Raw genomic sequence first — 13,830 nt, 5'->3', positions numbered from 1 at the left:
TATAATGTAACAAAAAATAAACATATGTGGGTGATTGGATGAATGTTATGATATGGATTTTCATTGCTATATTAATTTATTATGTCTACAGGATAACACAGGTTCTAATCAGATTAGATCAGTCTGTCATATTGCCTGCAACTGTTGAAGAATTAAAATCAATTCGTAAAGAGCCTCAGAAAACCGTAAAACCTCCGTCCTATTCCGGTCAAAAAACTGGCATCATCTTCTATATTTTACTTCTGCTATATATCACCGGAATGCTGATATTGATTTGGCAAGTTCAGTTTGCTGACTCTGTCATGCTCTATTTTCTTATCTTGCTACCTGTTTTGCGATTATCCGATTTCCTGAATTTATTTGCAGTGACAGAAGCTGGCGTACTATGCGGTGCCCGATTTGCATCGTGGAAAAGTATCCAATCTTATACATTTGTTCCAATTGATATTAATCATAGATACTATGGACACTCAAAAGTAGTCAATGACAAACACGAATTAAGGATAAAGACAAGATTAGGGACGTTAAGCTGCATCATTACGAATGAAGATCTGAAAGCAAAGCTGGAGAAGCTTTTGAATGCAAAGGAAGTGTACGGAGGGTAGTATTTGATTGATTATATTATGTTTAAAGCAGCCGGCCAAACCCTTCGAGAATTCAAGAAAACCACCAGTTATTTACTTGAGGAAGATTCGTCCAATCTGGAAGGGGAGAAGACTGACGGGAAAAGAGCTTAGTGAATCAATATTGCTGATACCACAAAACTCATTTTATACATGGTATCTTTAATGTGCACAAATCCTATAGTTGGGATTTGTGCATTTTCTTGGTGAATGGAGAAACGTAAACACGGTACTCTATGTGAAAATACTTAGCTTATGGATGGCATAAAAGGCTGTGCAAATTGATAGAGATATTTATAAAGACCCTTCTCATTATCAAATGAGCTGGTAATGAAGTGGCATCTGCTTTTTGAGAGAACCAGCAGAAAGAAATCCGTTAGTTCTGCCCTGACAAAGTTATTTAAATCCCTCACTTTATTAATATCTTTGGAATCAATTAAAAGTTCTGGCGCCGCTCAGCTATCCTGCCGCTTGCTGTAGAACCTTAAACAATATAAGAAATACCAATATTTTCAAATCTTTCGGGTTCCTGGTAGGAGAAATGGAAAGGATATGCTACTAAAGCTTGATAGATTCTTTCTCTGCTTAAAGTTAAAATTATTGTAAGAATTTTAACTATTTTCTGAGGAGGAGTTAAATGAAGCGAAGTTTTTCGATGTTTTTTGCACTATTGTTAATCGTCACGATGGTCTTCAGCCCAGTGAATGCTGAAGAGACAACGAGCCGGAATTCCGGCACAGTTACTGAAGCACCCGGAAAGCATAACACGAAATATTCATGGGGAAATCCAGCCAAAAGCACACCCATCCTGAATAATGGCTCCGCAAGATCGGTAGGGATGCGTGAAGCGCCTCTTGAGGAAATTGATCATGTTATGGAAGACTATATCGAAAGCGGGCTGACTCCCGGTGCGGTAACACTCGTTTCCCGCAGCGGTTCCATTGTGCAGACTGGTGCGTATGGACATTCCTATCTATATGCAGATGATCAATTTCAATTGGTCGATGATCCTGTGGAGATGACGGAAGATACACTATTTGACCTGGCATCAATCAGTAAAATATTTACAACGACTGCAGCAATGATTCTCTATGAACAAGGATTATTTGAACTGGATGATCCGGTTGCAGAGCACATACCTGAATTTGCGGCAGGCGGAAAAGGCAATGTCACTATTCGCCAACTGATGACTCATATTTCCGGATTGCCTGCTAGTGCCCCGGTTGACGAGCAGGAAGGCGATAGGGAGGACAGACTCCAATATGTGCTTGAATATCCGCTTGCAAACGAACCCGGTGAAGTCTACACATATAGTGACCTAGGTATGATTACGCTTGGAGTTCTGGTCGAACGCCTGAGTGGTATGCGACTTGATGAATTTGTGGAAAAAGAAATTACCAGACCACTTGGCATGAGGGATACCATGTACAATCCTCCAGCATCCCTGAATGACCGGATTGCTGCAACAGAATTCCAACCATGGACAGGGAGAGAAATCATCTTGGGAACAGTACACGATGAAAAAGCTTACTATCTGGATGGAGTCGCAGGACATGCCGGCGTATTCTCCACGGCAAAGGACCTGGCTATCCTTGCCCAAATGTACTTGAATGAAGGTAGGTATAAAGGAAAACAAATTATCGAACCGGAAACAGTGGAGATGCTGACCACGAACCAGATTCCCGGGTTTGTCGATAATGATCATGGACTCGGCTGGGAGATGAACCAGATGTGGTACATGGAAGGACTTACCGAAACAAACTCCCTTGGGCATACAGGCTATACCGGAACATCAATCGTCATCAATCCTGATAATGAAACAATTGCCATCCTATTGACGAACCGTGTACACCCTTCCCGAGATATGGGAACCATCAATCCAATTCGGAGGGACTTTGCCAAACAGGTGGCAGAATCGATCCAGGTTGGAATTCCCGGCAAACAACCTGCCTGGTTCTCTGGCTATGGCGGGAATAGCGAAAACACGCTGAAAGCAGGAGTGGACCTGACAGAAGAGGCATATCTTTCCTTTAATACATGGTTCCGAACAGAGGAACGAGCAGATTATGGCTATGTGGAAGTGACCGATGACGGAGAAAATTGGACAACCATCACAGAATATAATGGCTATAGTGACGGATGGCTGCGTGAAAGTGTTACTATCCCGGCAGGAACAACCGAAATAAGATTCCGATATTCCACCGACACGTACTATAACGGACGCGGCTGGTATGTATCGGACGCCAAGCTTGTCGACGCAAATGGAGAGAAGCTTAGGTTCGAGCTGAGTAGTGATAGTTGGGAAGTTAGGGGGTATTAAAAGAGGATAGTGGAATGGATAAAAACTCGTCTATTTGATAGGCGAGTTTTTTCACTATATGAAGAAAGTATTGCACGAAAGAGTCGTATATAACTCTTGAAGAAGGAAGAATGGATATTATATCTGTAGCTTAAAAAATTACTTAATTGGCTAAAGGTTTAGTTTTTTAAATAGCCATTTATACAAATAAATTCTCTCTTAGCTATAGATAGTACGCCTGATAGACTGTCGTGCATGATATTTTCATTAAAACTTTATTCAAGGAATAATTTTGTTATATTTAGACGATCAAGATATAATTTAATTTATACAAATGAAGTTAGGATGAATAACTATGAAAAAAGATATCCATGTAGTAGGAGCTGTAATTATAAGGAATGAAAAAATCCTATGTGCACAAAGAGGACCTGATAAATCACTCCCTTATTTGTGGGAATTCCCCGGCGGTAAGATTGAAGTTGGAGAAACTCCACAGGAAGCTCTTAGAAGAGAAATCATTGAAGAGATGAAATGTGAAATTGAAATAGGAGAGCAAGTTGAAGCTACAGTATACGAATATGATTTTGGAATAGTCCATTTAACTACTTATAAATGTAAACTAGTAAAGGGAAACCCTATATTAACAGAACATGCTTCTATTAAATGGCTATCTCCTAAAGAACTTCCCTTGTTGGAATGGGCCCCGGCTGATATACCAGCTATTGAGAAACTCACAGCAGAATAGTTTAACGTATTCTAGAAAACCTATTCCAATTATGGAGTAGGTTTTTGAATTATTAGAGAGGCATTTGCGGTTTAATAGATTGGATAGTAAAATTAATCTATAAATTGGAAATGATTGGTGGTAATTATGGAAGACTTTATCCAAGATTTACAGGATTCTTTACATAAAGGTTTTATCGATCAGCAGTACAATAAGTCAAGTAGGTACATTCCAGAATTATTGATTAATAACGCGAGTCAGAATAAAAACGTATTATCAACAATTCTTGAAGAGTTGGATAGCTGTAATTCCTTCCTGTTTTCTGTTGCTTTTATTACGGAAGGTGGTCTTGCTACTCTAAAATCACATCTTCTTGATTTGGATAGAAAAGGTATTAAAGGAAGAATTTTAACGTCAACCTTCCTGCATTTTAACCAACCAAAAGTATTTAAGGAATTAATGAAGCTCACGAATGTTGAGGTGAAAATGACGGATATCCCAGGTTTTCATTCAAAAGGCTATATTTTTGAGCATAGGGAGTTCTATTCGTTAATAGTTGGAAGCTCTAATCTAACTGCACATGCATTGCAAGTAAATCATGAATGGAATGTTAAACTTACATCTTATGAAAATGGAGAAGTAATCAACCATTTTAAGAGACAATTTGAAGATGTTTGGGATGAGGCCCACCAATTAACAGACCAATGGATTGAAAACTATGAGAAAAATTATACACCAATAGACTTCAAAAAGGCAGAAAAAGTCATTGAATTGCCAACTGAATATAAGGTTAATTCATTAAAAGAGGCTTTAGAAATCAAACCAAACAAGATGCAAATTGCTGCATTAGAACAAATTCAAGCCGTTCGAGACGCGGGTAATGATAAAGGCTTGGTTATTTCAGCAACTGGTACTGGTAAAACATATTTATCAGCTTTTGATGTAAGAAGATTTGCACCTAAAAAAATGCTTTTTATTGTACATAGAGAGCAAATATTACACAAGGCTTTGTCTGATTTCCAATTGATTACTGGGGGAATTGATAAAGACTTTGGAATATTATCAGGTTCCAGCAAGCAGACAGAAGCAAAATATTTATTTGCAACAATCCAAACAATCTCCAAGCAACAAATGCTAGATCAATTTGATCCAGAAGAATTTGATTATATCCTCATTGATGAAGTTCACAAAGCAGGCGCAGCATCCTATTTAAGAGTAATAGATTACTTTAATCCAGAATTTTTAATGGGAATGACAGCAACACCGGAACGTACAGATGATTTCAATATCTTTGAGTTGTTTGATTACAATATCGCCTATGAAATTAGATTACAAGAAGCGCTCGAAGAAGATATGCTCTGTCCATTTCATTATTTTGGCGTAACGGACTTAGAATACAATGGTGAGCTAATTGATGATGCAACAATTCTTTCTTATCTCGTTACTGAAGAGCGGGTAAACCATATCCTTGATAAGATTAATTATTATGGTTTTTCTGGTGAACGTGTAAGAGGATTAATGTTCTGTAGCAGAAAAGAAGAAGCAATTAAGTTGTCGGAAGCTTTAAATAATAAAGGATTACGAACAGTTTCTTTAACTGGAGATACGTCCCAAGAAGATAGGATACATCAGGTGAACCGTTTAGAAAATGGCAGCCTGGATTACATCATTACGGTAGATATCTTTAATGAGGGGATTGATATACCAAGTATTAATCAAGTTGTCATGCTCCGCCAAACACAATCTAGTATCATCTTTATTCAACAACTTGGAAGAGGGCTAAGGAAGCATGATTCAAAAGAATTTGTTACAATAATTGATTTTATCGGTAACTATAAAAATAACTATTTAATACCAATTGCTTTGTCTGGAGATAAATCCCAGAACAAGGATAATATTCGTAGAAATACAACGGAAACTAGTTATATTAAAGGAGTCTCTACAATTAATTTTGAAGAGATAGCCAAAAAACAAATTTTTAAATCGATTAATAATAGTAACCTAACTGCAGTAAAAATCCTTAAAGATGCATATATGGAATTAAAAAATAGAATAGGAAAAGTCCCATATTTGTATGACTTTGTAACAAATCACTCCATCGACCCGGTTGTTATAGCTGATAAATTTAAGAATTATTATCTGTTTTTACTTAAGATGAAGGAAGAAGTGTCAAATATAACTCCTTATGAGAATAGTGTTTTGACAATGCTTTCTTTAGAAATTCTTCCAGGTAAGCGAAAACATGAGTTGATTTTGCTAGATCAGCTAGTGCGTCATTGCAAAATTTCGAACAGAGATTATATACACCTACTTGAAGAGTCTAAATGTCTTGTTGATCAAGCAACTCTACAATCTGTGCACCGTATCCTGAGTTTATCTTTCTTTTCACAAAATGATAAAAAGAAGTACGGTACTGTTCCAATTGTAGAGTTTAAAAGTGAAAACTATTCATTTAATAGCAAGATTAAAGAAAGTCTTGAAAATAATAGTTACTTTAAACGCCTTTTTGAAGATGTTATTAAAACAGGAATCGAAAAAAGTAAAAAGTATGATTCTGGCAAGTCACTAACATTGTACGAGAAATATTCGAGAAAAGATTCTTGTAAATTACTAAATTGGGATAAAGATGAAAGTTCTACCATGTATGGCTACAAGCCAAAACATCAAACATGTCCTATATTTGTAACCTACCATAAAAATAATGAAGTAGAAGCAAGTGTCGATTATGGTGACGAATTCATCAGCCCTGAATTATTTAAATGGTACACGAGGAGTAATAGAACTTTGCAATCAGATGAAGTCCAAAAGATTATTCATGCAGAGAATAACAGCATAGACGTACATTTATTTGTGAAAAAAGATGACGATGAGGGAACAGGATTTTATTATATGGGTGAAGTAAAGCCAGATAAAGATTCGGTTCACCAAGACAAAATGGCAGATAATAAGCCAGTCGTTCACATGAATATGGTAATGGAGCAACCGGTTGAAAGTAAGCTTTATAACTACATTGTGAATGGATTAGAGTAGAATCGATATGAATGGCCCAATTCTTTTTAAAGGAATTGGGCCGTTTATAATTTAGAAATTTATATCTCACCAATCTTTTCGTGTTGAAGGTTAAGTAATGAAATATTTATTTTTTGGGCAATAATCGCCACATCTGATTTCATAAAGAATAGGCTACCATATTTTCGAAAAATGCTAACCTTTCATAAAAGCATACTTCTATTTATCTTGTTCTTTAATTTTCTACCTTGGTTGTCCGATAACAGAATAAGAAGTACTATGAAATTAGTAAATTTTGTAAATCAGGGGGATACTCGTGTCTATAACGAACAAAATTAAATATTTATCGACCACAGCGCTCTCTAAAGAATTAAAAATGGGAGTTAAAGATGTATTTCAAATTTTACTCAATAACAATTATATAGAAAGACTGAATGATAATTGGATTCTAACTGAAAAGGGTAAACAACTTGGTGGCATTACAAAGAAACACCCAAGAATAGGGGAGTATATAGCCTGGAGTGAAGAAATAAAAACTTTAAGTCTAGTAATGAACCGTTATTAAACGCTACGGCATTAAGTACCCATTTTGGAGTTTCTAAATTTAAAATGAACCCTATTCTTTCTGAATTGGGATTTGTCCAAAAATCGGTAAAAGGTTGGGTATTGACCAAGCTGGGGTTGAGCGTTGGTGGCAAACAATTAGAATATGACAAAACGGGTATACCTTATGTTAATTGGCCCAAAAACATTTTACAAAATAAAAGGTTGGTAGAAACCATAGATGAGTTACAAGGTAAAGAAACGATTGAACCTGTATCTAATTCAGAAGAAAGTAAATCATTAGGATTCCGTGAAAAATTTGAAGCAAAACACAGAAGTGCAGACGGTCATTATGCAAGAGCTGAAATGCTAATAGATAATTGGCTATATATGTCTGAGATTGCTCATGCATACGAAAGAAAGCTTCCAATTGAAGAAGATGTTTATACAGACTTCTATTTACCAGTAGGAAAAGTTTACATAGAATACTGTGGATTGGAAAATGATCCTAAATATGCGGAAAGGAAGCAGAAAAAGATAGAGATTTACGAAAAATACGGATTTAACTTAATAGAATTGCAAGATATAGATATCCAGCACTTGGATGATATTTTGCCTAAGAAGTTGTTGAAGTTTGGGATACAGGCGTGGGATACAGGCATATTAAATTAAACAGTACGATAGGCTGTTCAAAAAATATTATTTAATAAAAAGAATTTATTACGTTTTAGCAATGCATACCTACCAATGATATAATAAAGCCTTGCCAGTAATTAAAATCTTATCATTCTGTACGGATGCGCCAAAGCCTCCGACTGACAAAAAGATGGAGGTGCAAGAGAGATGAATAAACGATGGACAATTAGCGAAATTAAGGGTTTTGTCGAGAAGAACTCGGAAAGCAAGCTTCTTTCGACAGAGTATCACGGCTTTTCACAGAAGCTACTGTTTGAATGTTCGTGTGGAAATAAGTTTGAAAAGACGTTTACCAAATTCAAGAACAAACAACAGCGGAAATGTGATGTTTGCCAACCGCCGAAAGCATCGAGATAAACCTGTAGTGCAATTCCCGGTTTCTATATGGAAGCCGAGTCTTTTTAAGGTTATGATTGAATTTTTCATAAAGAAGCGTTAAGTTTAATCGTAAAAATAAAAAGCGAACCAAAAAACCCATTCTTTAAAAGAGTGGGTTTTTTGGTTATTCTGCTGCCTGGTCAGTTTCTTCCAGTGCTTCTGGATAATCCACCGTATCAAATACTTCACCAGTTGTAGCATCTTCAATGGAAATTTTTACATTATATTCATCGGGCGATGCTCCATCGAACAATTGATAAAGCATACCGCTCATGCCTAGTGTCAATGAGGCGAATCCGTCGAAACTGTTTTCAAATGCTTCCCGGTCCACTACCAAGGTGAAGTCCGAAAAGGAATTATCGGCCTTGACATCCTGAATGGAGACATAATCTTCGCTAGTTACAATCTCTTCCATCGTGCTACTGATATCTGATTCCATTTCTTTCATCATTTCTTTATGTTTTGACTTGGACATTTTATATGTCAGGGTGCCATCACTATTTTCTGTGACTTCCTTGATTCCCTCTTCAGCTTCTGCCTCTTCAATAATCGTTTCAATATCCTTATCTTCGGACTCATAGAAACTTGGCGGGAGAGTTACTTCAACATTCAACAGACCCTTATCAACATTTAAAGATTCATCACTTTCTTCTCCTGATACAGTGCTTTTTTCTTTATCTTCAGCACTGCTTTTGTCGGTATCCCCACATGCTGTGAGTACTAGTATCATACTTAAAAGTATAATTAGACCCATCCTTTTATCTTTGCTAAATCTCAAAACTAACAACCCCTTATTTGTATTTGCACGACAGTAACTTCAAACGTGTATACCTATTATATCGCAACGGGTGTACAAGAAATTGTGTTGCTATAAATTAGATTTCTTCTGACAGATAATAATAGGAACAATCAGATGATGTCTTTTCTGTAAATATAATGTCTACAAAAATATGTATTTATTTGACTATTCTGCTATAATAAAAAACTAACTATTCAATCATATCGATGATTAAGAAAGCATATAATTCATTCAACAAAGTTGAACAATAAGAAACATAAAGGAATGCTAGAGTTATTGTGAATTTGCATATAACTCAACAGAATTTCGTTTAAGGAGGGATAGACATGTTATCGCGGATTCCTGGGTTCTATGAATTGTCCCCAGAAGCAAGGATTGAGAAGTTATCAGAACATATCCGTTTAACGGAGGAGGAAATGAGCGTACTTCAAGGGGCAGAAGGTTTTACTGTAAATGAAGCGGATCGGATGATTGAGAATGTTATTGGATATATGCCAATTCCCTTGGGGATTGCCATGAACTTCAAGGTGGATGGGGAAGATGTGTTTTTACCGATGGCAACGGAGGAACCTTCTGTAGTAGCAGCTGCCAGTAATGCAGCGAAATATACATATCTTAATGGAGGGTTTAAGACTTCCTATACCGGTTCTATCATGAGGGGACAGATTCAAATCACTGATCTAGAGGCGCCTTATGCCGCTCTGGCACTAATTTATGAAAACAAGCAAACAATTCTGGATATCTGTAATGAGCAGGATCCCACGCTAGTAGCCTTTGGTGGCGGGGCAAAGGACATTGATGTACAGGTTATTCAGAGTGAGAAAGAAAAAATGGTTGTCGTTCATCTGCTCGTCGATACAAAAGACGCTATGGGTGCCAATGCTGTCAATACAATGGCTGAAGCGGCGGCATCATTCATAGAGGAGACGACTGGTGGAAAGGTAGTTTTACGGATTATATCCAATCTGGCAGACCAGCGAGTTGTGAGGGCAAGAGCGACTTTTGATAATCCGTTTAATGATGATGGGGATGCGATGAGGAGATTTCTGCTTGCATATGAATTGGCAATAGTTGATCCTTACCGAGCAGCAACCCATAATAAAGGTATTATGAACGGGATTTCTGCAGTGGCACTTGCGACTGGTAATGATACGAGAGCAATTGAAGCAGGAGCACATGCCTATGCATCCATATCGGGGAACTACCGGGCCTTGACACATTGGGAAAGGGGACCAAACAACAATTTAATCGGCACAATAGAACTTCCACTGGCAGTAGGTTTAATAGGGGGTGCTACCCAGTCCCATCCTGTTGCGAAGCTTGCGATTAAGCTAATGCAGGTGAAAACAGCAGAAAGACTATCGGGAATCCTGGCATCTGCAGGTCTGGCGCAGAATTTCGCTGCCATAAGAGCATTGGCTACGGAAGGTATCCAAAAAGGACATATGAAGTTGCACGCTAGAAACATGGCCGTAATGGCGGGAGCAAACAGTGACCAAATCAAAAGCGTGGTAGAAATGGCAGTCAAGCATCAACGCTTTCGGTATGATGACATAAAGGAATTTGTAAAAGCACTCAATCAGGAATAATAACATTCTATTATTCTATCTACTTGGTTCACAATTGAAAGCGTTTTCTTTGGAAGGGTAAAAATTAGGGATAGAGGAGGAAGAACGTGAAAGAAGAGAAGGATAACTATGTTGATATTTGGGGAGATAACGTCAGTATTAAAGACCTTGGTATTGCAATGGCATTATGTATCACTTTTTCACTTGGTGGATATTTGCTTGCTCCAGGAGAGGCACCGCAGCCGTTAATTTTCGGGTTGGCTGGAGGCGTGATCGGGTTTATTATCAGTAGTGTTGTCATAAAGCCAAAACGGAAAATCACGGAAATGGAGGCTGATGATTAACGATGGATATGATAATCATTTCTCAGATGGTATTGGCTGGTATAGCAGGGGCAGTAATCTATACAGTTATAGGAATCGCCCCTGGGACAGATGAAACAGCGGTGCTTGCTCCAGTGACGATTGCCCTCGCACTGATGGGGATTTCTCCATATGTTATTCTTGCATTTTTTATCGCGGCAATTGTGGCGAAGAAACTGACGGACTCCATTCCTGTCGCCATTGCTGGAATCCCTGGAGGCGTAATGGCAGCGCCAATGGTTGAACACGCAATGGTGCTGAAAAAACATGGCATGCCGGATGTCAGTATCAAGAAAATGTCATCCGGATCTGTAATTGGAACACTGATCTCGATTCCGGCAAGCTTTTTGATTGCTAATCTGATCATTCCGTATGCGGATAAAATCAGCGAATATGCTGGATTAATCTTTTTTCTTGGAGCAATCTTTCTGGCATTCATGACAAAGAATAAGATTTTATCACTGTCCATTATTATTCCTTTTGCTTTATTGATACAAGGACTCAGGCATCTGTACTGGGGGTTGGAAGTTGTTCCTCCAGATGTGACAGTATTTGTTTCCTTCTTCTTAGGTATCACGATAGGTCCAATTGCCTTTACCTTATTTGAGCTCTTAAATAAAGAACATCGCAAACAATTGCCGAGGTTGGGAGATAAGGAGATTCAATTGAAAGATTCAAAGAAAGAAAAGGGATTTCCGAATCCGTTTAAGATACTTACCAAAGAAGAAACAGCGACATCAGCATTTGGAAGTTTCTTGGGCTCCGTTACTTTCTTTCTGACACCGGTAGGAATGACGGTATTCCTCGGAGAACTTCTAACAAGGCATATTAAAGATCCGGTTAAAAGGGCATCTAGGGCAATATCAACCATGGACGGACTGACCAATGCTTCTTATATTTCCGGGACACTTATTCCATTAATCGCGATTGGTCTGCCACTTTCGCCGATGGCAATCGGTCCTGCTGCCGGACTGTTTAATGCACCACCTGTCTTTACTCCGGAACATAATATCCACCACATTCTTTCGATGGGTGAAATCATGACGGCTACGGTAATCGGGGCAGCAATTGCGCTATTGATTACATTTTATGTAACGATAAAATTCGCTGCCCAAATATGTGCGTTTGTGTTTAAGGTAATTCCGCATGAGGCATTAATCGGACTCTTTGCAGGTCTGGTTGTTATGCTTGCCTTCATGGATGGTGGATGGCTCAATATATTTGGTGTTATCCTAATTGCGCTGGTTTCCGGATTGCTTCATCGAAATGGAGTGAATTATGGCGTACTATTTATGGTGTTGTACGCAGCACCATGGCTATTAGGTGTATTAAGCTGAAGTATACTGGGGTCAGTTCCTATTGATGGACTGGCCTATTTTTAGTTTCAGCAGATAACGGGGCGTCCACATTATATAGGCACTGTACAAGGTACATGGAAAATGTTCCTAATTGAAAAAGAATAATAGCCGATTGGTTATTAACAAAACCAATCGGCTATACAATGAACTGAGACGGGGAGTATTTATTATTTTTTATAGATTTACTGCTTCAGCTTTACTTGCCTTTTTTGCATGTAATTTTTTCATTGCAAATCTTGCTATAGGCTGTGCAACTATCAGTTCAATCCAAAACGCGACGCCAAAGTTTCTGAACCAATTTGGAAAGAAGTTTTGAAAAGGTTCCAGACTGATTTGCTTCGTACCAACCCAATTTCCTATAATTGTAAGAAGAAGTGATAAGATCGTAACATTAAATAAAATATTTAATAATACTCTAGCGTTAAATCCGTCTGTTTTTCCTGCAAATTGTTTCATAAGCTTCGTAGCTATTGGTCCTGCAACCATTCTAACTAGCAAAACGACGATAACCCACATAAACGGAATGACCTTTAGCGTTTCCAAGTAATTTTCTTTACTGAATCCTAGTTGCATTCCCATAATAATCGGGGCGATGGTGTTCACTGAGATGATTGAAATAATCAATAAAAATAAGACACCTTCTTTTGGATTTTGTGGCAGTCTATCTTCCCTATACATAATTCTTACCCTCCGAAAAAAATAAAATTTCAGATGGTAGACGTATCATGAGACATATATTTTTGGTAAGTAAACACATACCAATATCTCTACACACTGATTTATTAATTTTAACATGATTTTAATTGAATTCCAGTCTTGATAAATTTGAAGTTATGTGAGCAAAAATCAGGAATATTGTTGAGGAAATCGCAATATTCACACTATATAAGAAGTGTGTTAACATAAAAAGAAAGGGGGCAAACTATGAGAGAGAATAGGGATGAAACAAGGGAAAAGGATCAGGATGTCTTTGACAGGACATTCCTCGGAAGACCCGGCACCATGATTATAATTGTAATTGCCATAATCGTGATCAGTAGCCTCATCAATTATTTTAAATAAAGCACCGGACTCAGCAGATTATGTTTACCTGCTGGGTCCATTTTTGCTTTTATCTCGCAGTATAGCCGCCATCGACAGCCAGGTGTGCCCCAGTTCGAAGCAGGCTTCGTCGGAGGCGAGGCATAGGCAACATCGATTGGTTCGCCGAGGAAGCCGATTGGATGCTTGGCGCCCATCTTCTCCTTAAAAGCGTCCACTCCGCTTTCTCCACGGCTTCCCAGTTCCTTAATGAGAGGAGTTAGGATGGTTCCGGGAAATAGAGAATTCACATGGATGTGATCTGGTCCAAAGCTGGTGGCTTGCATAGCATAAGCAATCATAGAAAAAGGGAATTACCAAATCCTTCTTTTTATATTGAAAATAAAATAAATTGGAATGGCCAGTTTTATCGAATAGATTGTATTGCAAC

15 protein-coding genes are annotated in these 13,830 nt (G+C 38.0%); 12 read left to right on the top strand and 3 right to left on the bottom strand.

All coding sequences use genetic code 11. From position 1 onward, the window contains the following. Positions 1-38: 38 nt before the first annotated feature. The 8 genes from OMHG_RS13100 (at position 39) to OMHG_RS19095 (ending at position 8,251) form a co-directional block, all read left to right on the top strand. The gene (locus tag OMHG_RS13100) at positions 39-605 is read left to right on the top strand and encodes a hypothetical protein (RefSeq protein ID WP_010651332.1); all 567 of its coding nucleotides are present in this window, start codon (positions 39-41) and stop codon (positions 603-605) included. A gap of 3 nt (positions 606-608) precedes the next feature. Beyond that, positions 609-737: a Sec-independent protein translocase family protein gene (locus tag OMHG_RS18410; protein WP_010651331.1), complete on the top strand. Its 129-nt coding sequence runs from the start codon at positions 609-611 to the stop codon at positions 735-737. A 523-nt stretch (positions 738-1,260) separates the two neighbouring features. Beyond that, positions 1,261-2,943 (top strand): serine hydrolase domain-containing protein, encoded by a 1,683-nt coding sequence (locus OMHG_RS13095; RefSeq protein WP_010651330.1) that lies wholly within the window; start codon positions 1,261-1,263, stop codon positions 2,941-2,943. 334 nt (positions 2,944-3,277) lie between these two features. Next, positions 3,278-3,667 (top strand): (deoxy)nucleoside triphosphate pyrophosphohydrolase, encoded by a 390-nt coding sequence (locus tag OMHG_RS13090; protein WP_010651329.1) that lies wholly within the window; start codon positions 3,278-3,280, stop codon positions 3,665-3,667. 126 nt (positions 3,668-3,793) lie between these two features. Then, positions 3,794-6,676 (top strand): DEAD/DEAH box helicase, encoded by a 2,883-nt coding sequence (locus OMHG_RS13085; RefSeq protein ID WP_010651328.1) that lies wholly within the window; start codon positions 3,794-3,796, stop codon positions 6,674-6,676. 295 nt (positions 6,677-6,971) lie between these two features. Further along, on the top strand, positions 6,972-7,220 hold the full coding sequence (locus OMHG_RS19100) for a phage antirepressor KilAC domain-containing protein (RefSeq protein WP_237566190.1): 249 nt from the start codon (positions 6,972-6,974) through the stop codon (positions 7,218-7,220). 44 nt (positions 7,221-7,264) lie between these two features. Further along, positions 7,265-7,870, top strand: a complete 606-nt coding sequence (locus OMHG_RS13080) for a hypothetical protein (RefSeq protein WP_237566189.1) — start codon at positions 7,265-7,267, stop codon at positions 7,868-7,870. Between the two features lie 171 nt (positions 7,871-8,041). Then, the gene (locus OMHG_RS19095) at positions 8,042-8,251 is read left to right on the top strand and encodes a hypothetical protein (RefSeq protein WP_010651327.1); all 210 of its coding nucleotides are present in this window, start codon (positions 8,042-8,044) and stop codon (positions 8,249-8,251) included. Between the two features lie 145 nt (positions 8,252-8,396). Here OMHG_RS19095 and OMHG_RS13070 read toward each other — a convergent pair whose 3' ends face one another. Further along, positions 8,397-9,002 (bottom strand): hypothetical protein, encoded by a 606-nt coding sequence (locus OMHG_RS13070; protein ID WP_237566188.1) that lies wholly within the window; start codon positions 9,000-9,002, stop codon positions 8,397-8,399. 395 nt (positions 9,003-9,397) lie between these two features. On the opposite strand from OMHG_RS13070, the gene OMHG_RS13065 reads away from it, so the two are divergent. The 3 genes from OMHG_RS13065 (at position 9,398) to OMHG_RS13055 (ending at position 12,338) form a co-directional block, all read left to right on the top strand. Next, entirely contained in the window at positions 9,398-10,660 is a 1,263-nt protein-coding gene (locus OMHG_RS13065; protein WP_010651325.1) for a hydroxymethylglutaryl-CoA reductase, degradative, read from the top strand. An 86-nt stretch (positions 10,661-10,746) separates the two neighbouring features. Next, positions 10,747-10,983 carry a hypothetical protein gene (locus OMHG_RS13060; protein WP_010651324.1) on the top strand — a complete coding sequence of 79 codons (237 nt, stop codon included), beginning with the start codon at positions 10,747-10,749 and terminating at the stop codon, positions 10,981-10,983. Between the two features lie 2 nt (positions 10,984-10,985). Then, entirely contained in the window at positions 10,986-12,338 is a 1,353-nt protein-coding gene (locus OMHG_RS13055; RefSeq protein WP_010651323.1) for a tripartite tricarboxylate transporter permease, read from the top strand. A gap of 195 nt (positions 12,339-12,533) precedes the next feature. Here the strand turns inward: OMHG_RS13055 and OMHG_RS13050 are convergent, their stop codons facing one another. After that, complete coding sequence (locus tag OMHG_RS13050; RefSeq protein WP_010651322.1) at positions 12,534-13,037, bottom strand: hypothetical protein; 504 nt, start codon at positions 13,035-13,037, stop codon at positions 12,534-12,536. A gap of 246 nt (positions 13,038-13,283) precedes the next feature. Here OMHG_RS13050 and OMHG_RS18405 point away from each other — a divergent pair, with 246 nt between their 5' ends. Continuing rightward, positions 13,284-13,421 carry a hypothetical protein gene (locus OMHG_RS18405; protein ID WP_154648240.1) on the top strand — a complete coding sequence of 46 codons (138 nt, stop codon included), beginning with the start codon at positions 13,284-13,286 and terminating at the stop codon, positions 13,419-13,421. Here the strand turns inward: OMHG_RS18405 and OMHG_RS13045 are convergent. Next, entirely contained in the window at positions 13,409-13,741 is a 333-nt protein-coding gene (locus OMHG_RS13045) for a hypothetical protein (protein ID WP_010651321.1), read from the bottom strand. The genes OMHG_RS18405 and OMHG_RS13045 overlap by 13 nt on opposite strands. Between the last annotated feature and the right edge of the window lie 89 nt (positions 13,742-13,830).

This window comes from Oceanobacillus massiliensis str. N'diop (assembly GCF_000285495.1).
GTDB lineage: Bacteria > Bacillota > Bacilli > Bacillales > Amphibacillaceae > Oceanobacillus > Oceanobacillus massiliensis.
Note: the sequence above shows the minus strand (reverse complement) of the source record. Positions and strands in the feature narration are given on the sequence as shown.